Genomic DNA, 16,357 nt, shown 5'->3' with positions numbered 1-16,357 from the left:
CGCTTCCCAGGCGGGCTGGATCAAGAAAGTCCGCATTTCATGAACGCATGCGGGTCTTGCACCTGGGATGCCGGGTGCGCCGGCGCTACAGTCGGGGCCCCTACCCCATGCATACCCCTCCCCACATCCAAGGCTGGTGCCCCGGCGCCTGGCAGCCCATGGCCTCCGGCGATGGGCTGGTGCTGCGCGTGCGCCCGCCGCTGGGCCGCCTGACGGCAGCGCAGGCGCGGCGTCTGGCGCGCCTGGCCTGCGTGCATGGCAACGGCGCGCTGGAGCTGTCCAGCCGCGCCAATGTGCAGTTGCGCGGCATTGCGCCCGGGCGGCACGCCGCCGTGCTGCGCGCCCTGGCGGCCGTGGGCCTGCTGGACGCCGACGCGGGCCGCGAGCGCCGCCGCAATCTGGTGGTCGACCCGCTATGCCGGCCGCAGGAGTCGGTCCATGCGCTGGGCCAGGCCCTCCAGCAGGCACTGGATGCGGCCGATGACCTGGCCGGCCTGCCGGCCAAGTTCGGCTGGTCGGTGGAAGGCGCGCCGGGCCGGCTGGCGGGCGTGTCCGCCGATATCCGCCTGCAGCGCACAGCCACCGGCTGGCTGGTGCAGCCCGATGGACGCAACCACGCGCTGGCCGTGGCCAACGCGGAACAGGCCGTGGCCGCAGGCCTGGCGCTGGCGCGCTGGTTTGCCGGTCAGGCCTCCCTTCGCCGCGCCCAGGGCTTGCGGCCCGGACGCATGGCCGCGGTGGCGGCGCAACTGCAGCCGCCCCCCGGACTGGACTGGGTGGAGACAGAAGCCCCGGCCCACGGCGAAGGACCGGCGCCCGGTGCCGTGCCCGGCGTGGGCTGGCTGCTGGGCGCGCCGCTGGGCCGCTTGCCGGCCGTGGCGCTGGCGCGGCTGGTGCGCGCCTTGCCTGAGCAGGCCTTTTTGCGTGTGACACCCTGGCGCATGCTGCTGGTGGAAGACGAAAACGCGGAAGCTGGTGCCGACCTGCCCCGCTGGTGGACGGCTGCAGGGCTGGACAACGCCGCTGACTGGATCACCCACGCCCATGACCCGCGCCTGCGCGTATCCGCCTGTACCGGCGCGCCGGGCTGCACCCAGGCCCTGGGTCCCACGCAGGCCCTGGCGCTGGAGCTGGCGCCGCAGGTGCCCCACGGCGCGCACCTGCATGTGACCGGATGCGCCAAGGGCTGCGCGCGGCAGGCGCCGGCCACGGTGGTGCTGCGGGCAGAAGGTGACGACGAGGGCGAAGGCCCTGTCTATTCCGTAGTGCGCCATGGCCGTGCCGGGGATAGGGCGCAGGAGCAGCGGACCCTGGCCTCGGTGCGAGACAATCCGGGATTGCTGTTTTCAAAAGAATAATGCTGCACCGCTACGAAACCGATGGCGCCGAGATCTACCGGCAGTCCTTTGCCACCATCCGCCGCGAGGCGGCGCTGGAACGCTTCACGCCTGTCGAGGAACGCGTGGTGGTGCGCATGATCCACGCCGCCGGCCTGGTGGAGCTGGCCCCACACGTGGCCTTCTCCCCCGGCATGGCCGAGGCCGCCGCGCAGGCCCTGCAAAACGGCGCGCCCGTGCTGTGCGACGTGCGCATGGTCAGCGAGGGCATCACGCGCTCGCGCCTGCCCGCCGCCAACCCCATCATCTGCACGCTGCCGGACGAGCGCGTGCCCGCGCTGGCCCGTGACATGGGCAACACGCGCAGCGCCGCCGCGCTGGAGCTGTGGCGCCCGCACCTGGCCGGGGCCGTGGTGGCCATCGGCAATGCGCCCACGGCCTTGTTCCACCTGCTCAACATGCTGCAGGACCCGGCCTGCCCCCGGCCGGCCGCCATCATCGGCTGCCCCGTGGGCTTTGTGGGCGCCATGGAATCCAAGCAGGCGCTGATGCAGGACCTGCCCGTGCCCTGCATGGCCGTGCATGGCCGCCTGGGCGGCTCGGCCATTACCGTGGCCGCCATCAACGCACTGGCCAGCCATGTCGAGTAGGCAGCCGCGTCCCAGCCAGGGCGGGCCCGGCATTGTCTGCGTGGGCCTGGGCCCGGGCGACCCCGAACTCATGAGCGTCAAGGCCGACCGCCTTGTGCGCGGCGCCCGCCAGGTGGCTTTTTTCCGCAAGAAGGGCCGGCCCGGCAAGGCCCGCCAGCTGGTGGACGGCCTGCTGGCCCAAGGCGCCGCCGAGCACGCCATGGAGTACCCGGTGACCACCGAGCTGCCCGTGGACAGCCCCGCCTATGTGGACCTGCTGGCGCGCTTCTACGACGACTGGTGCCTGCGCCTGGAAGCGCTGGCGCAGACCGGGCAGGTGGTGGTGCTGTGCGAGGGCGACCCCTTCCTCTACGGCTCCTTCATGCATCTGTACACCCGGCTGCGCGAACGCGGCCAGGTGCCGCTGGACGTGGTGCCCGGCATCCCCGGCATGGTGGGCTGCTGGCACGCCACGGGCGAGCCCATCACCTGGGGCGACGACGTGCTCAGCGTGATGACCGGCACCCTGTCGGAAGACGAGCTGGTGCGCCGCATGCAGACGGCCGAGGCCCTGGTCGTCATGAAGGTCGGCCGCAACCTGCCGCGCATTCGCCGCGCCCTGCAGCGCACGGGCCGGCTTGACGCCGCCTGGCTGGTGCAGAACGGCACCACGGACAGCGAGCAGGTCGCGCGCCTGGGCGATGTGTCCGACGACGCCTGCCCCTATTTCGCCATCGTGCTCGTGCACGGCCAGGGCCGCCGGCCGGAGGCCGCATGGTGAGCGCCGGCCGCCTGACGGTGGTTGGGCTGGGCCCGGGCGCACTGGACCAGATCACGCCCGAAGCCGCAGCCGCCTTGCTCGCGGCCGACGATGTGGTCGGCTACCTGCCCTATGTGTCCCGCGCGCAGGCTCTGCTGGCGCAGGCGGGTCAGGGCCAGGCCGTGGCCTGGCATGCCTCGGACAACCGCGTGGAGCTGGAGCGCGCGCGCCAGGCGCTGGCGCTGGCCGCGCAGGGGCGGCAGGTGGTCGTGGTGTCCTCGGGCGACCCGGGTGTGTTCGCCATGGCGTCGGCCGTGTTCGAGGCCATTGAATCGGTCGATGCGGTGCAGGCCGCCGCCTGGCAGGCGCTCGATATCCAGGTGCTGCCCGGCATCACCGCCATGCTGGCCGCCGCCGCGCGCGCTGGTGCGCCGCTGGGCCATGACTTTTGCTGCATCAATCTCTCGGACAACCTCAAGCCCTGGCCGGTGATCGCGCGGCGCGTGGAACTGGCGGCCCAGGCCGACTTCGCCATGGCCTTCTACAACCCGCGCTCCAAGAGTCGGCCCGAAGGCTTTGTGCGCCTGCTGCAGCTGCTGCGCACCCGCTGCGAGCCGCAGCGCCTGCTGGTGTTCGCGCGCGCCGTGTCCACGCCCGAGGAACACTTGCACGTATGCACGCTGGCCGAGGCCACGCCCGAGATGGCCGACATGCGCACCGTGGTCCTGGTGGGCAACAGCGCCACGCGCCGCGTGGGCCGCTGGGTCTACACGCCACGCCACTACGGCATGGATGGCGGCGCGGGCGGTGCTGTCGGCGCCGTCGGCAGCACGCCATGAGCAATCCAGTGCAGCACCGCAGCCACCGACCCGGTGCGCTGGCGCTGCGGCAGCGCCGGGCGCTGCACCATCACCACGGGCAGGCCCAGGGCGCGTGCGGCATCGAGCTTGCCGCGCGTGGCCTCGCCGCCTGCGTTCTTGGCCACCAGCCATTCGATGCCGTGCGTGCGCAGCAAGGCCTCGTCATCGGCCGCGCTGAAAGGACCGCGCCCCAGCACCACCGTGGTGTGGGGCAGGGGCAGGCTGCCGGGCTCGGGCGCATCGACCAGGCGCAGCAGATAGTGGTGCTGGGGCTGGCCCGCAAAGGCCGCAAGCTGCTTGCGGCCCACGGCCAGAAACACCCGGGCGGCTGCCTGGGGCAGGGCGGCAGCGGCGGCTTGCATGTCGGGCACGTCGATCCAGGCATCGCCGACACTGGCCTGCCAGGGCTCGCGCTCCAGCGCCAGCAGCGGCGTGCCGGTGGCGGCGCAGGCCTGGCAGGCATTGCGGCTCATCTGCGCGGCAAACGGGTGGGTGGCATCGACCACATGGCTGATGGCCTGCCCGCGCAGGAATTGCGCCAGGCCCTGGGCGCCGCCAAATCCGCCCACGCGCGTGGGCAGGGGCTGGGCCACGGGCGACTGCGTGACGCCCGCATACGAGAACACGGCGGCAATGCCGGCGCGGTGCAGGGCCTGGGCCAGCTGGCTGGCGCCGCTGGTGCCGCCCAGCAGGAGAACATGGGGCATGACTGATCCCTGGTTGACATTGGTGGGCCTGAACGAAGACGGCCTGGACGGCCTCTCGCCCGCCGCGCTGCGCGCGCTGGACGCGGCCGAGACCGTTTTTGGCGGGCCGCGCCATCTGGCGCTGGCCCAGGCCGGCGAGCGGGGCCGCCCCTGGCCCGTGCCCTTTGACGTGGCGCCCGTGCTGGCCTGCCGTGGCCGGCCCACGGTGGTGCTGGCGTCGGGCGATCCGTTCTGGTTCGGGGCGGGCGGCAGACTGGCGGCGCATCTGGCGCCGCAGGAGTGGCGCTGCCACGCCCAACCCTCGACATTTTCGCTGCTGGCGTCCCGCCTGGGCTGGAAGCTGGAAGACACGGTCTGCCTGGGCCTGCACGCCGGCCACGTGGAGCAGCTGCTGCCGCACCTGTCGCCAGGCCGCCAGTCGCTGGTGCTGCTGCGCGATGGCGCCGCCGTGGCCGCACTGGCGGACTGGCTGGTGCAGGAGGGCTGGGGCGACAGCCGCCTGGAGGTCATGGAATCCGTGGGCGGCCCGCGCGAGCGCCGCCGCGCATGGCGCGCCGCCGAAGCCGCCCAGGCCCTGGCCGCCGATCCGGCCCATGCGCCCGTGGCCGTGGCCCTGCTCGCCCAGGGCGGCGCGGCCCTGCCGCTGGTGCCGGGCCGGCCCAACCACTGGTACGCCAACGACGGCCAGATCACCAAGGCCCCGGCCCGCGCGCTGACCCTGGCGGCTCTTGCGCCGCGCCACGGCGAATGCCTGTGGGATGTGGGCGGCGGCTCGGGCTCGGTGGCCGTGGAGTGGTGCCTGGCCGGTGGCTCGGCCATCAGCCTGGAGCAGCATGCGGCGCGTGCGGACAACATCCGCCTCAACGCCCGGCGCTTCGGACTGCAGGCGCGCCTGCGCGTGGTGCAGGGCGTGGCGCCCGAGGCGCTGGCCGGGCTGCAGGCGCTGGCCCGGCCCCAGGCCGTGTTCGTGGGCGGCGGCTTTGACGCCGAATTGTTCGATCGCCTGCAGGCCCTCATGCCCGCAGGCTGCCGCCTGGTGGTCAATGCCGTGACGCTGGAGACCGAGGCCCTGCTGGTGCAACTGCAGGCCGAGCACGGCGGCCAGCTGCTGCGGCTGGAGATCTCCAGCGCCGAGCCGCTGGGCCGCATGCGCAGCTGGAAGGCTGCGCGGCCGCTGGTGCAGTGGAGCTGGCGGCGGTGAACCCGGACGAAGCCATCCCCCACCGCTGCGGCGTGCTGGGCCTGGGCCTGCACACCGACGCACTGCCCCATGCGCTGCAGGCGCTGTGGCAGCGGGCGCAGGCGCAGCTGCCGGAAAGCGCAGACGCAAGCGCCTGCGCGCCCCAGCCCATCTGCGCCGTGGCCGTGCTGGACACCAAGGCCGGCCACCCGGCGCTGGCCGCGTGGATGGCGGCTGTCGTGCCCACGGCCGTTCTGGTGCGCGTGCCGCCAGGGCAACTGCCCGGGCAGCCCGTGGTCACCCAATCGCCGCGCATGCTGGCGCGCTATGGCACGGGCAGCGTGGCCGAGGCGGCGGCGTTGGCCGCCGCAGGCCCGCACTCCGCCCTGAGCGTAACCCGCCTGGTCGCGGACGATGGCAGCGCCACCCTGGCCCTGGCCGTGGGCCAGGGCGGACCTCTGAACTGTTGCCTGGCCCACGCCAGCCAGGCCAAGAACCAAGGAGCAACGGCATGACCGTGCATTTCATCGGCGCCGGCCCCGGCGCCGCCGACCTGATCACCGTGCGCGGGCGCGACCTCATGGCGGCCTGCCCGGTCTGCCTGTACGCAGGCTCGCTGATACCGCGCGAGCTGCTGGCGCACTGCCCGCCGGGCGCGCGCATCGTCAACACCGCATCCATGAGCCTGGACGACATCGTGGCCGAGATCCAGGCCGCCGAGGCGCGTGGCGAAGACGTGGCGCGCCTGCACTCGGGCGACCTGTCCGTCTGGTCGGCCATGGGCGAGCAACTGCGCCGCCTGCGCGAGGCCGGCATTGCCTACACCGTCACGCCCGGCGTGCCCTCGTTCGCGGCCGCCGCCGCCACGCTGGGCGCGGAGCTGACCCTGCCCGGCCTGTGCCAGTCCGTGGTGCTGACACGCACTTCGGGCCGCGCCACGGCCATGCCCGAGGGCGAGAACCTGGCCGCCTTCGCGGCCACGGGCGCTGTGCTGGCCATCCATCTGTCCATCCATGTGGCCGCCAAGGTGCAGTCCGAGCTGCTGCCGCACTACGGCGCCGACTGCCCCGTGGCCATCGTCTGGCGCGCCAGCTGGCCTGACGAAACCGTGGTGCGCACCACGGTCGGCGGCCTGACCGAGGCCGTGGCCACCCACATGGAGCGCACGGCCCTGATCCTGGTGGGCCGCAGCCTGCAGGCCGAGGACTTCGGCGAAAGCCGCCTCTACGCGGCCGACTACGACCGCCGCTACCGCCCGCTGGGCACCGAGCCGCGCTTTCCCGCCACCGATGTGCATGGGAATGCCGCGCTGGATACCGCGAGGGATACCTTGAGGGACACCGTGAGCGACCCCGGGAGCGACACCGTGATCGACGTGCCCCTCGGGAACCCCGCCCCATGAGCGCGGCCCTGCCGCCCGTGGCGCTGAGCCTGATCGGCATAGGCACGGGCAACCCCGACCACCTCACGCGCGAAGCCCAGGCCGCCATGCAGGCCGCCGACCTGATCCTGCTGCCGCACAAGGGCGATGACAAGGCCGAACTCGCCGCCCTGCGCCGCGACCTGTGCGATGCCGTGCTCACTGCGCCCGGCCCGCGCATCGAAGGCTTCGACATGCCCGTGCGCCGCAGCGTGGGCGACGACTACCTGGCCCAGGTCGATGAATGGCATGCGGCCATCACGCGCTGCTGGCAGGCGGCCATCACCCGGTCCATGGCCGATGGACTGGCGCCGCGAACGGCGGGCCAGCCCTTGCAGGTCGCCCTGCTGGTCTGGGGGGACCCGGCGCTGTACGACAGCACGCTGCGCATCGCGGCGCGCATGCAGCCGGCGCCGCACAGCGTGCGCGTGGTGGCGGGCATCAGCTCCATGCAGGTGCTGTGCGCCGCGCATGCGATCGCGCTCAACGGCATAGGCCAGCCCTTCGTGGTGACCACGGGCCGCCAGCTGCGCGAGCAGGGCTGGCCGCCCGGCGTGGACACGGCTGTGGTGATGCTGGACGGGCAGTGCAGCTTCACCGAGCTGCCCTCCCATGGCCTGCACATCTGGTGGGGCGCCTACCTGGGCATGGATCGCCAGATGCTGGACAGCGGCCCGCTGGCCGAGGCCGCCCCGCGCATCGTGCAGGCCCGCGCCGCAGCGCGCGAGCGGCATGGCTGGATCATGGATATCTACCTGCTGCGGCGCGGCGGCTGAGGCCGAGGCTGCTGCCGACGCCGGCCCTCTAGCTGCACACCCCCTTCATCAAGGAATCCCGCCATGCAGATGGACAACATCCCCTTCAACACCACCGACTGGGCCGCCGTGGCGCCCACCGAGCATTCGGCCGAGGCCGGCCAGGCGTTCTGGCGCACGCAGAACTTCGGCAACATCCGCGTGCGCACGGTGGAGTACACGCCCGGCTATGTCTCCGACCACTGGTGCACCAAGGGCCATGTGCTGCTGTGCCTGGAAGGCGAGCTGGAGACCGAACTGGCGGACGGCCGCCGTTTCACGCTGACGCCCGGCATGAGCTACCAGGTAGCGGACAACGCCGAGCCGCACCGCTCGCGCTCGCCCAAGGGCGCCAGGCTCTTCGTGGTGGACTGAACCGCCCGACACCGTCGCCACGGCCACTGCAGCGCGCTGCAGTGGCGCACGGCGCGGGATGCCAGGGGTTCATGCCCGGTCGGCGCAATGCCTGACGGACGCATGGCTCTCGAAGTACGCCGCCATGGTCTTGAGCAGGCCCGTGATGTCCTGGCGCACGGCCTCGAAGCCGGCGTTGCGCTCGCGAGTGTCCTCATCCATGTAGATGGGCCGGCGGATCTCGATCTGCATGCTGTGCCGCTGCAGCGCGGGCTGGCCGATCCTGGCGATCAGCTGCACGCCCTTGTAGGGATCGTTGCGCGCCACGGTGTAGCCGCAGCCGCGCAGGTATTCCTCCACCAGGGCGACGAAGGCGGGCTCGCAGGTGCTGCCGTCGCGGTCGCCCAGCACGAAGTCGGCCAGAGGCCGCTCGCTGCGGATCTGCAGCCGCTCATAGGCGTTGTTGGGCATGGAGTGCAGGTTCAGGTGCCAGACCGCGCCAAAGCGCCGGTGCGTGTCCTCCACGGCCTGGGCCAGCGCCTGGTGGTAGGGCTGGTAGCAGCGCGCAATGCGCTGCTGCACCTCGCCCACGGGCAGCAGGCGGTCGTAGATGGGCTGGTTCTTCACGGTGCGCCAGATCAGGCCCGAGCCGATGCGCGTCTTCTCCCCGGGCGACAGCGGCGTGGGCCAGGGCGTGGCCAGCAGGGCCGGGTCTATGTCGTCGAGCGTGCGGTTCAGGTCCAGGTAGCTGCGCGGGAACAGCGCCTCCACCAGGGTGGCGCCGACTGCGGGCGCGGCGCCCCACAGGGCCTCGACATGGGTGTCCTCGGCCGCACGCAGCACGGAGCGCGGCACGGCATGCCCGAAATCGCCGGGGTAGCGCACACCGCTGTGCGGCGAATCGCACACCAGCGGTATGGCGGCGCCCTCTGGCGGGTGCAGCACGTACAGGGCCTGGTCCTGGAGGGTGTCCTGCATCTTCATCTCACTCCGCGCTGATCTTGGCGACCTTGGCCACGGCGGCGTAGCGCGCCACGGCCTGCTCGATCTGGGTCTGGAACTGTTGCGGCGTGTTGGGGATGAGGGTGGCACCCGCGTCCTCCATCTTCTTGATGAAGTCCGGCTGCTTCATGGCCGCATGGATGGCCTGGTTGAGCCGGCGCACCACCGGCGCCGGCGTGCCTGCCGGCGCGACGATGCCGAACCAGCCGCCATTGCCCATCTGCGGAAAGCCGAGCTCGCCGTAGGTGGGCACGTCGGGCAGGGCGGGGGAGCGCTTGTCCGAGAGCACGGCCAGCGCGCGCAACCGCCCGGCCTGGATGTGGGTGAGGGCCGAGGGCAGGTTGTCCGTGATCGCATCCACCTGGCCGGCCACGGCGTCGTTGAGCGCCATGCCCGATCCCTTGTAGGGCACGTGCAGCAGCTCGATCTTCGCCAGGCTGGAGAAATACTCCACGTTGGCATGGCCCAGCGAGCCCATGCCGGGCGAGGCGAAGGTGATCTTGCCCGGCTCCTTCCTGGCCATGGCCAGCAGTTCGGCCATGGTCCTGGCGGGGAACTTGGCGTTGACGGCCAGCACGCTGGGCACGGTCGCCACGTTGCTGACGGGGGCGAAGTCCTTGACCGGGTCGTACTTGAGGCGGGTGCCGTAGGCGGCGGCGTTGGAGCCGTGCGTGCTCATGGTGGCCATGCCCAGGGTGTAGCCGTCGGGGCGCGACTTGGCCACCTGCTCCATGCCCAGCGAGCCGCCTGCACCGGCGCGGTTCTCCACCACGATGGCCTGGCCCAGCTCGCGGGCCGCGTATTCGCCGATCAGGCGTGCGGCCAGGTCGGTCGAGCCGCTGGCCGCAAAGGGCACGATGAGGCGGATGGGCCGGTCGGGAAACTCGGCACGGGCCGCCGTGGCGCCCAGCAGGGCGATGCCGGCGATGGCGCCAAGGGCGAGGACGGTGCTGCGGCGTGCACGAAGCGGTGCGCCAAGCGGTGAGCGAAGGGATGTGGGCGTGTTCATGACGACAAAGTGTCGGTGGCATGGCCCGTGCTTCCAAACGACAATTTGGCCGCTAGCATGACTGTTGCGCATGCTCGCACCGGCTTCGGGCGCGCCGTTGTGCTGTCCGCCAATGCCCGTTCAGGGTCTGTATTCCATGCGTCTGCACTCGCCTTCGATGTCCGAGCTTCATGCCTTCGCCACGGCGGCGCGGCTGGGCAGTTTTTCGCGCGCGGCGGCCGAGCTGTGCGTCACCCAGAGCGCGGTCAGCCGTGCCGTGGCACGGCTGGAGCAGCACTACGGCCTGGCGCTGATCAAGCGCAATGCGCATTCCCTGCACCTCACGCCCGTGGGCCGGGAACTGCTGGATGCCGTGCGCGAGCCGCTGGCCGCCATCGAGGAAACCAGCGCCCGCCTGCGCCTGGGCGCGGCCGACCGGCCGCTGAACCTGGCGGTGGTGCCCACCTTGGCCAGCGCCTGGCTGATTCCGCGCCTGCGCGCCTTCCAGCAGCTGCACCCCGGCATCCGCGTGAACTTCGTGCCCTACCGCAAGAGCGAGGATTTCACGGGCCCCACGCCCGACGCCGCCGTGCTCACCGGCCTGGGCCCCGAGGACTGGCCGCACTGCAGCTGCGACTACGTCATCGGCCGCGAGATGGTGCCCATCTGCCACCCGGCGCGCATGGCCCAGCGGCTGGCCCAGGGCGCCTGGCGCAAGCCCGGCGACCTGGCCACCGAGCCGCTGCTCTACCACACCACCGCCCCGGGCAACTGGACGCAGTGGCTGCGCGCGGCCGGCGCCGGCCGCAAGGCGCCCAACCTCGCCACGGCGTTCGATCAGGTGTCCATCCTGATCCAGGCCGTGATTGCGGACATGGGCCTGGCCCTGGTGCAGCGCTGCCTGGTGCGCGAGGAACTGCGGGCCGGCACCGTCGTGGTGCCTTTTGACCTGCCGGTCACGCTGCAGCGCGGCTATTTCCTGTGCGTGCCCGGCGACCGGCGGCCCCGGCCCGGCTTTGCCGAGTTCCGCCGCTGGCTGCTGGACACGGCGGCAGCCGATATCGCCGCCATGGGCATCCACCCGGCCGCCGCCTGAGACCCGTCACGGCGTCATTGCCAGCGTGGCGTTGTCGATCACGAAGCGGTACTTCACATCGCCCTGCAGCATGCGTTCGTAGGCGGCGTTGATCTCGTCGGCGCGGATCATCTCGATATCGGCGACGATGCCGTGCTGGGCGCAGAAATCCAGCATCTCCTGCGTTTCGGGAATGCCGCCGATCATGGAGCCGGCCAGGCTGCGGCGCTTCATGATCAGGTTGAACACCTGGGGCGAGGGATGGGGCGTGGCCGGCGCGCCCACCAGGGCCATGGTGCCGTCGCGCTTGAGCAGGGTGAAGAAGGCGTCCAGATCGTGCGGCGCGGCCACGGTGTTGAGGATGAAGTCCAGGCTCTTGGCGTGCGCCGCCATCTCGGCCGCGTTGCGCGAGACCACCACTTCGTCGGCGCCCAGGGCGCGCGCCGCCTCGCGCTTGGACTCGGAGGTGGTGAAGGCCACCACATGCGCGCCCATGGCGTGGGCCAGCTTGATGCCCATGTGGCCCAGGCCGCCAATGCCCACCACGCCCACCTTGTGGCCCGGCCCCACGCCCCAGTGGCGCAGCGGCGACCAGGTGGTGATGCCCGCGCACAGCAGCGGCGCCACGGCGGCCAGCTGTTCCTCGGGGTGGCGGATGTGCAGCACATAGCGCTCATGCACGACGATGCTCTGCGCGTAACCGCCCAGCGTGTGGCCGGGCGCATCGGGCGTGGGGCCGTTGTAGGTGCCGACCATGTGGTCGCAATAGTTCTCCAGGCCCTCGTCGCAGTCCGCGCAATGGCGGCAGCTGTCCACGATGCAGCCCACGCCGACCAGATCGCCAGCCTTCACGCCCGACACATGGGCGCCCACGGCCGAGACGCGGCCCACGATCTCGTGGCCCGGCACGCAGGGGTAGAGCGTGCCCGCCCATTCCGAGCGTACCTGGTGGATGTCGGAGTGGCAGACGCCGCAGAAGGCGATCTCGATCTGCACATCGTGGGCGCCCGGTGCGCGGCGCGTGATGTCCAGGGATTGCAGGGGCAGGTCGCCCGCATGGGCTCCATAGGCTTTGACGGTCATGGGGTGTTCCTCGTGGGAGGCCTGGTGGGTGTGGAAAGGGATGCGGGCATTCTTGCCGCCGCCTGCCCTGCTGACTAGCTAATCAATGCTTAATGGGCTTATCAGCACAGCTAATCAATGGATGGCGCTAGGCTTGCGGCCATGGCAAGACGCAACCTCAATGACCTGCTGGCCTTCGTCACCGTGGCGCGTGAGGGCAGCTTCACGCGCGCGGCGGCTGCGCTGGGCGTCACCCAGTCGGCGCTGAGCCAGACCGTGCGCGCGCTGGAGGAGCGGCTGCAGATCCGCCTGCTCACGCGCACCACGCGCAGCGTCTCGCCCACGGCGGCGGGCGAGCGGCTGATGCAGGCCATAGGTCACCGCTTCGACGAGATCGAGGCCGAACTCGACGCCCTGACCGCGCTGCGCGACAAGCCCGGCGGCACGGTGCGCATCACCTGCGGCGACTACATGCTGCAAAGCACCCTGCTGCCCCGGCTGGCGCCGCTGCTGCTCGCCTATCCGGACATCTGCATGGAGTTCGACGTGTACTACGGATTCCGCGACATCGTGGCCGAGCGCTTCGACGCCGGCGTGCGCCTGGGCAGCACCATCGACAAGGACATGATCGCCGTGCCCATCGGCCCGCCGCTGCGCATGGCCGTGGTGTCCTCGCCCGGGTATTTCGCGGAGCACGGCATTCCGAAGAATCCGCAGGACCTGATGGCGCACCGCTGCATCAACCAGCGCATGGTGACCTCGGGCGGCCTGTATGTGTGGGAGTTCGAGCGCCGGGGCCGCAAGATGAATGTGCGCGTGGACGGGCCGCTGATCTTCAACACCACCCAGCCCCAGATCGATGCGTCCCTGGCCGGGCTGGGCATCACGCTGCTGCCCGAGGACGAGGTCATGCCCTGGATCCAGAGCGGCCAGCTGCAGCGCGTGTTGGAGGACTGGTGCCCAAGATTCGACGGCCACCACCTGTACTACCCCAGCCGCAGGCAGCCCTCGCCCGCGTTCTCGCTGGTGGTCGATGCGCTGCGCTGGCGCGGCTGAGGCGCCTGGCCATCAACGCAGCGGCGAAGTAGGCATTGCCGCCCGTGACATACGCGGCCGGTCAGCTTGGGCACAATGAACGGCTTTCGCACAGCCTCTTTCGCGGTCCTTGGACGCGACTCCTTCACGCGATTTCCCTACGCGATCTCTTCACGCGATGCAGCAAGAACCCGACTTCCTCCACAACCTGAACCAGGAATTCCGGGACGGCAGGCGCTGGCTGGACCGCACCATCGTGCTGGCCTATGCGGCCGCCGCCGGGCTGTGCGTGGTGGCCTTCACGCTGATGGCCGACGCGGGCTTTGAACTCTTCGAGAGCATCTACCACTGGCAGGGCGGCTGGGCCGTTCTGCTGTGGATGCCTGCCGTCACGGCGGGCGCCGTGTGGCTCACGCGGCGCTGGGCGCCGGGCGCGGCGGGGTCGGGCATTCCGCAGGTGATCGCCACGCTGGACCCGGCGCTGGACCCCGTGCAGCGCGGGCGCTTCGTGTCGCTGTGGCTGTCCTTCGCCAAGATGGTCCTGGCCAGCGCGGGCTTTGCGGCAGGGCTGTCGATCGGGCGCGAGGGGCCTTCGGTGCAGGTGGCCGCCGGTGTCATGCACCATGCGCGGCGCTGGTTCGGGCCGCATTCGGGCATCAGCCACCATGCGCTGCTGGTGGCCGGCGGCGCGGCCGGCATTGCGGCGGCCTTCAACGCGCCGCTGGCGGGCGTGGTCTTCGCCATCGAGGAGCTGTCGCGCAAGCTGGAGTCGCGCTCCAGCGGCCTGATCATCGCGGCCATCGTGCTGGCCGGCCTGATGGGCGTGTCGGCCTTCGGCAACCTCAGCTATTTCGGGCGCATCCAGGTGCCCCACCTGACCTGGGACGCGCTGCTGCCCGGCCTGTGCGTGACCCTGGCCTGCGGCGTGCTGGGCGGCCTGTTCGCCAAGCTGCTGGCCGCTTCGCTGACCCGCACGCCCGAGCGGCTCAACCAGCTGCGTGCGCGCTTTCCCATCCGCTTCGCGGCGGCGATCGCGCTGGTGATCGCCGTCATCGGCATGGTCACGGGCGGCGCCACCTTCGGCGCGGGCTCGGAGGCCGTCAAGCACATGCTGGCGGGCCAGGCCGACGTGCCCTCGTTCTACGTCACCCTGAAGTTCATCGCCACCTGGCTGTCGGCCTGGGTGGGCGTGCCGGGCGGCATCTTCGCGCCCTCGCTGTCGATTGGCGCTGGCGTGGGCCACAACGTGGCCGGCCTCATGGGCGCAGACATCGCGCCCGCCCTCATCGCCATGGGCATGGCCGCCTTCCTGGCCGCTGTGACGCAGGCGCCGCTGACGGCCTTCATCATCGTGATGGAGATGGTGGACGGCCACTCCATGGTGCTCAGCCTCATGGCCGCTGCCATGCTGGCCAGCCTGGTCTCGCGCATGCTGGCCCGGCCGCTGTACGAGACGCTGGCCCAGCACATGCTGAGTCTGGTGCCTGCTCCTGCTCCTGCTCCCGAGCCTGCACCTGCAACTGAGCCTGCACCGGCCGCCGTGCCGGAACCGGAGCCCGCCAGCCCCGCAGAGCCGGCTGCACCCCCCAAGGACCAGGACAAGCCCGCAGGCGCCTGAGCCGGGCGCGCTTGGCTGACAGGCAATGGCGAAGGGCGATGGCCTGGGCGCGCTGCACGCCACGCCATGCTCGCTTCCTGAGTCCTGACGCACAACCCGAGGAAAGGAACGCGCCATGTGGGAGGAAGTAACCAGCACCCTGGCCGAGGAATTCTCCAGCCTGCCCGATGCGGCCGAGGTCACGCGCGTCATGGTGCGCCTGCTGCTGGCGGCCCTGCTGGGCGGCATCGTCGGCTACGAGCGAGAACACAAGGGCAAGGCCGCCGGCCTGCGCACCCACATGCTGGTGGCCATGGGCGCGGCGCTGTTCGTGCTGGTGCCCGAGCGCGGAGGCATGGGCATTGCCGACATGAGCCGCGTGATCCAGGGCGTGGTGGCCGGCGTGGGCTTCCTGGGCGCAGGCGCCATCATCAAGCGCCACTCCGAGGAACAGGTACAGGGCCTGACCACGGCCGCCGGCATCTGGATGACGGCCGCCATCGGCGTGGCCTGCGGCCTGGGGCGCGAAGCCATCGCGCTGCTGGCCACGCTGCTGGCCATCGTCATCCTCGTGATGCTGCCGCACGTAGTCAGTGCGCCGCCCCCGCTGGCTGATGCGGAGCCGGATACCAAGCCGCAGGAGACCTGAGGGCGTGCTGCGGCTCAGGCGTGCGGCGGTGAGCGTGATGGCGGGGACTTCGCCTGTGCCAGCAAACTGTCCCAATCGCCAGGAGGGTGCCCGTTGGCGAGCATTTTTCGGAACACCCTGTAGGCATCGTCGCTGCCCTCATAGGCTCGCTTGGTGTCCTCATCGTTGACCCAGGCGAACACGATGATTTTGCTGGGGGCGTGAAAGCGGAAGAACAGGCGGTACTGCTGGAAGAACCTGGCCCGAAACCAGTGCTTGTGCTCCTCGCCCAGGGTATGGCCCTGGCGGTAGTCTGGCCGCGTGGGATCCTGCGGGATGACATCGAATGCCAGCTTGCGGATCGCTGCCAATCGCTTGGTCGCGTTCTTGCGTGTGTACCCGCCAGGGTCCTTCGTTTTCAGACCCTCCACTTCCTGGCTCAACGCCTGCAGCTGGGCAAGGAAAAGCGGGTGCATGAATACCGTCCAGCCGTGGATGCGCAAGGGGGCGGGCGGTACGGCGCTCATTCGTCGTCTGCCAGAAGCGGTGCATCCAGATCGACCTCGATGCCTTCGGTCAGCGCCTGGATCTGCTGCGCCAGACGGGCATCCATGGTCTGCAGGCGCTCGGGGTGGGCTGCCATGTCCTGGGCCAGAAAGCCGAGAAACTGGCCCAGCACGGGATCGGCATCCTCGGCGGAGTCGGCGCGACTGAGCACGACCTCCCCGCCGGGCAGGATGGTGTAGTGGATCCTGTCGCGCTTGCTCAGGTGCAATGCGCGGCGAACGGCTTCGGGAATGGTGGTCTGGTAGCGGTCAGTGAGCGTGGATTCGGCTTCAAGTGTCGAAAACATGATGGCATCTCCTGATAGGCTGCCATGCATGGTAATGCAGGTGCATTACCATGCCTGCGAGCAAGGTTCCTTCCCC

General features: G+C 70.9%; 19 protein-coding genes. 13 read left to right on the top strand and 6 right to left on the bottom strand.

Annotated features, from left to right (window positions below; translation table 11 throughout):
- Positions 1–107: 107 nt before the first annotated feature.
- The 4 genes from cobG to cobJ are packed head-to-tail and all read left to right on the top strand — an operon-like array spanning position 108 to position 3,565.
- Positions 108–1,358 (top strand): precorrin-3B synthase, encoded by a 1,251-nt coding sequence (gene cobG / locus A4F85_RS27950; protein WP_063328471.1) that lies wholly within the window; start codon positions 108–110, stop codon positions 1,356–1,358.
- Positions 1,358–1,987, top strand: coding sequence for a precorrin-8X methylmutase (locus A4F85_RS27945; RefSeq protein WP_034397236.1), 630 nt, complete (start codon positions 1,358–1,360; stop codon positions 1,985–1,987). Before cobG ends, A4F85_RS27945 begins: the two co-directional genes overlap by 1 nt.
- Positions 1,977–2,747, top strand: a complete 771-nt coding sequence (gene cobI, locus A4F85_RS27940; RefSeq protein ID WP_013800508.1) for a precorrin-2 C(20)-methyltransferase — start codon at positions 1,977–1,979, stop codon at positions 2,745–2,747. Before A4F85_RS27945 ends, cobI begins: the two co-directional genes overlap by 11 nt.
- Positions 2,741–3,565: a precorrin-3B C(17)-methyltransferase gene (cobJ, locus tag A4F85_RS27935; protein ID WP_063328470.1), complete on the top strand. Its 825-nt coding sequence runs from the start codon at positions 2,741–2,743 to the stop codon at positions 3,563–3,565. The genes cobI and cobJ overlap by 7 nt, the downstream gene beginning before the upstream one ends.
- Here the strand turns inward: cobJ and A4F85_RS27930 are convergent.
- Positions 3,508–4,293: a cobalt-precorrin-6A reductase gene (locus tag A4F85_RS27930; protein WP_063328469.1), complete on the bottom strand. Its 786-nt coding sequence runs from the start codon at positions 4,291–4,293 to the stop codon at positions 3,508–3,510. The two genes, cobJ and A4F85_RS27930, sit on opposite strands and share 58 nt — an antisense overlap.
- Between A4F85_RS27930 and A4F85_RS27925 the strand changes: the two genes are divergently transcribed.
- From A4F85_RS27925 to A4F85_RS27905, 5 genes are all read left to right on the top strand, one after another.
- Positions 4,292–5,494: a bifunctional cobalt-precorrin-7 (C(5))-methyltransferase/cobalt-precorrin-6B (C(15))-methyltransferase gene (locus tag A4F85_RS27925; RefSeq protein ID WP_063328468.1), complete on the top strand. Its 1,203-nt coding sequence runs from the start codon at positions 4,292–4,294 to the stop codon at positions 5,492–5,494. The two genes, A4F85_RS27930 and A4F85_RS27925, sit on opposite strands and share 2 nt — an antisense overlap.
- Positions 5,491–5,988 carry a cobalamin biosynthesis protein gene (locus A4F85_RS27920; RefSeq protein WP_047219211.1) on the top strand — a complete coding sequence of 166 codons (498 nt, stop codon included), beginning with the start codon at positions 5,491–5,493 and terminating at the stop codon, positions 5,986–5,988. Before A4F85_RS27925 ends, A4F85_RS27920 begins: the two co-directional genes overlap by 4 nt.
- Positions 5,985–6,875, top strand: coding sequence for a precorrin-4 C(11)-methyltransferase (gene cobM, locus A4F85_RS27915; protein ID WP_063328467.1), 891 nt, complete (start codon positions 5,985–5,987; stop codon positions 6,873–6,875). Before A4F85_RS27920 ends, cobM begins: the two co-directional genes overlap by 4 nt.
- Complete coding sequence (gene cobF, locus A4F85_RS27910) at positions 6,872–7,669, top strand: precorrin-6A synthase (deacetylating) (RefSeq protein ID WP_063328466.1); 798 nt, start codon at positions 6,872–6,874, stop codon at positions 7,667–7,669. The genes cobM and cobF overlap by 4 nt, the downstream gene beginning before the upstream one ends.
- Before the next feature lie 63 nt (positions 7,670–7,732).
- On the top strand, positions 7,733–8,062 hold the full coding sequence (locus A4F85_RS27905) for a DHCW motif cupin fold protein (protein ID WP_013800515.1): 330 nt from the start codon (positions 7,733–7,735) through the stop codon (positions 8,060–8,062).
- A gap of 69 nt (positions 8,063–8,131) precedes the next feature.
- On the opposite strand, the gene A4F85_RS27900 is transcribed toward A4F85_RS27905, so the two are convergent.
- A complete protein-coding gene (locus A4F85_RS27900; RefSeq protein ID WP_063328620.1) occupies positions 8,132–9,019 on the bottom strand; it encodes an N-formylglutamate amidohydrolase in 888 nt (295 codons plus the stop codon).
- A 7-nt stretch (positions 9,020–9,026) separates the two neighbouring features.
- A complete protein-coding gene (locus A4F85_RS27895; RefSeq protein ID WP_063328465.1) occupies positions 9,027–10,052 on the bottom strand; it encodes a Bug family tripartite tricarboxylate transporter substrate binding protein in 1,026 nt (341 codons plus the stop codon).
- A 136-nt stretch (positions 10,053–10,188) separates the two neighbouring features.
- On the opposite strand from A4F85_RS27895, the gene A4F85_RS27890 reads away from it, so the two are divergent.
- On the top strand, positions 10,189–11,127 hold the full coding sequence (locus A4F85_RS27890) for a LysR substrate-binding domain-containing protein (RefSeq protein ID WP_013800518.1): 939 nt from the start codon (positions 10,189–10,191) through the stop codon (positions 11,125–11,127).
- Positions 11,128–11,133: 6 nt separating this feature from the next.
- On the opposite strand, the gene A4F85_RS27885 is transcribed toward A4F85_RS27890, so the two are convergent.
- Positions 11,134–12,189, bottom strand: coding sequence for an NAD(P)-dependent alcohol dehydrogenase (locus A4F85_RS27885; protein ID WP_063328464.1), 1,056 nt, complete (start codon positions 12,187–12,189; stop codon positions 11,134–11,136).
- A 141-nt stretch (positions 12,190–12,330) separates the two neighbouring features.
- Between A4F85_RS27885 and A4F85_RS27880 the strand changes: the two genes are divergently transcribed.
- The 3 genes from A4F85_RS27880 (at position 12,331) to A4F85_RS27870 (ending at position 15,449) form a co-directional block, all read left to right on the top strand.
- On the top strand, positions 12,331–13,224 hold the full coding sequence (locus A4F85_RS27880) for a LysR family transcriptional regulator (protein ID WP_013800520.1): 894 nt from the start codon (positions 12,331–12,333) through the stop codon (positions 13,222–13,224).
- A 157-nt stretch (positions 13,225–13,381) separates the two neighbouring features.
- A complete protein-coding gene (locus tag A4F85_RS27875; RefSeq protein ID WP_063328463.1) occupies positions 13,382–14,821 on the top strand; it encodes a chloride channel protein in 1,440 nt (479 codons plus the stop codon).
- Positions 14,822–14,936: 115 nt separating this feature from the next.
- Positions 14,937–15,449, top strand: coding sequence for an MgtC/SapB family protein (locus tag A4F85_RS27870; RefSeq protein ID WP_063328462.1), 513 nt, complete (start codon positions 14,937–14,939; stop codon positions 15,447–15,449).
- A 14-nt stretch (positions 15,450–15,463) separates the two neighbouring features.
- Here the strand turns inward: A4F85_RS27870 and A4F85_RS27865 are convergent, their stop codons facing one another.
- Complete coding sequence (locus tag A4F85_RS27865; protein ID WP_063328461.1) at positions 15,464–15,955, bottom strand: type II toxin-antitoxin system YhaV family toxin; 492 nt, start codon at positions 15,953–15,955, stop codon at positions 15,464–15,466.
- The gene (locus A4F85_RS27860) at positions 15,952–16,281 is read right to left on the bottom strand and encodes a type II toxin-antitoxin system PrlF family antitoxin (RefSeq protein ID WP_016448384.1); all 330 of its coding nucleotides are present in this window, start codon (positions 16,279–16,281) and stop codon (positions 15,952–15,954) included. Before A4F85_RS27860 ends, A4F85_RS27865 begins: the two co-directional genes overlap by 4 nt.
- Between the last annotated feature and the right edge of the window lie 76 nt (positions 16,282–16,357).

Source organism: Delftia sp. GW456-R20 (genome assembly GCF_001622915.1).
Classification (GTDB): Bacteria; Pseudomonadota; Gammaproteobacteria; order Burkholderiales; family Burkholderiaceae_C; genus Comamonas; species Comamonas acidovorans.
Note: the sequence above shows the minus strand (reverse complement) of the source record. Positions and strands in the feature narration are given on the sequence as shown.

Excerpts from the sequence above, each read along its gene's own strand:
- A4F85_RS27895 (WP_063328465.1), bottom strand. The coding sequence starts at position 10,052 with ATGAACACGCCCACATCCCTTCGCTCACCGCTTGGCGCACCGCTTCGT.
- A4F85_RS27890 (WP_013800518.1), top strand. The coding sequence starts at position 10,189 with ATGCGTCTGCACTCGCCTTCGATGTCCGAGCTTCATGCCTTCGCCACG.
- A4F85_RS27880 (WP_013800520.1), top strand. The coding sequence starts at position 12,331 with ATGGCAAGACGCAACCTCAATGACCTGCTGGCCTTCGTCACCGTGGCG.
- cobJ (WP_063328470.1), top strand. The coding sequence starts at position 2,741 with ATGGTGAGCGCCGGCCGCCTGACGGTGGTTGGGCTGGGCCCGGGCGCA.
- A4F85_RS27870 (WP_063328462.1), top strand. The coding sequence starts at position 14,937 with ATGTGGGAGGAAGTAACCAGCACCCTGGCCGAGGAATTCTCCAGCCTG.
- cobF (WP_063328466.1), top strand. The coding sequence starts at position 6,872 with ATGAGCGCGGCCCTGCCGCCCGTGGCGCTGAGCCTGATCGGCATAGGC.
- A4F85_RS27930 (WP_063328469.1), bottom strand. The coding sequence starts at position 4,293 with ATGCCCCATGTTCTCCTGCTGGGCGGCACCAGCGGCGCCAGCCAGCTG.
- A4F85_RS27900 (WP_063328620.1), bottom strand. The coding sequence starts at position 9,019 with ATGCAGGACACCCTCCAGGACCAGGCCCTGTACGTGCTGCACCCGCCA.
- cobG (WP_063328471.1), top strand. The coding sequence starts at position 108 with ATGCATACCCCTCCCCACATCCAAGGCTGGTGCCCCGGCGCCTGGCAG.
- A4F85_RS27905 (WP_013800515.1), top strand. The coding sequence starts at position 7,733 with ATGCAGATGGACAACATCCCCTTCAACACCACCGACTGGGCCGCCGTG.
- cobM (WP_063328467.1), top strand. The coding sequence starts at position 5,985 with ATGACCGTGCATTTCATCGGCGCCGGCCCCGGCGCCGCCGACCTGATC.
- cobI (WP_013800508.1), top strand. The coding sequence starts at position 1,977 with ATGTCGAGTAGGCAGCCGCGTCCCAGCCAGGGCGGGCCCGGCATTGTC.
- A4F85_RS27885 (WP_063328464.1), bottom strand. The coding sequence starts at position 12,189 with ATGACCGTCAAAGCCTATGGAGCCCATGCGGGCGACCTGCCCCTGCAA.
- A4F85_RS27945 (WP_034397236.1), top strand. The coding sequence starts at position 1,358 with ATGCTGCACCGCTACGAAACCGATGGCGCCGAGATCTACCGGCAGTCC.
- A4F85_RS27925 (WP_063328468.1), top strand. The coding sequence starts at position 4,292 with ATGACTGATCCCTGGTTGACATTGGTGGGCCTGAACGAAGACGGCCTG.
- A4F85_RS27875 (WP_063328463.1), top strand. The coding sequence starts at position 13,382 with ATGCAGCAAGAACCCGACTTCCTCCACAACCTGAACCAGGAATTCCGG.
- A4F85_RS27865 (WP_063328461.1), bottom strand. The coding sequence starts at position 15,955 with ATGAGCGCCGTACCGCCCGCCCCCTTGCGCATCCACGGCTGGACGGTA.
- A4F85_RS27860 (WP_016448384.1), bottom strand. The coding sequence starts at position 16,281 with ATGTTTTCGACACTTGAAGCCGAATCCACGCTCACTGACCGCTACCAG.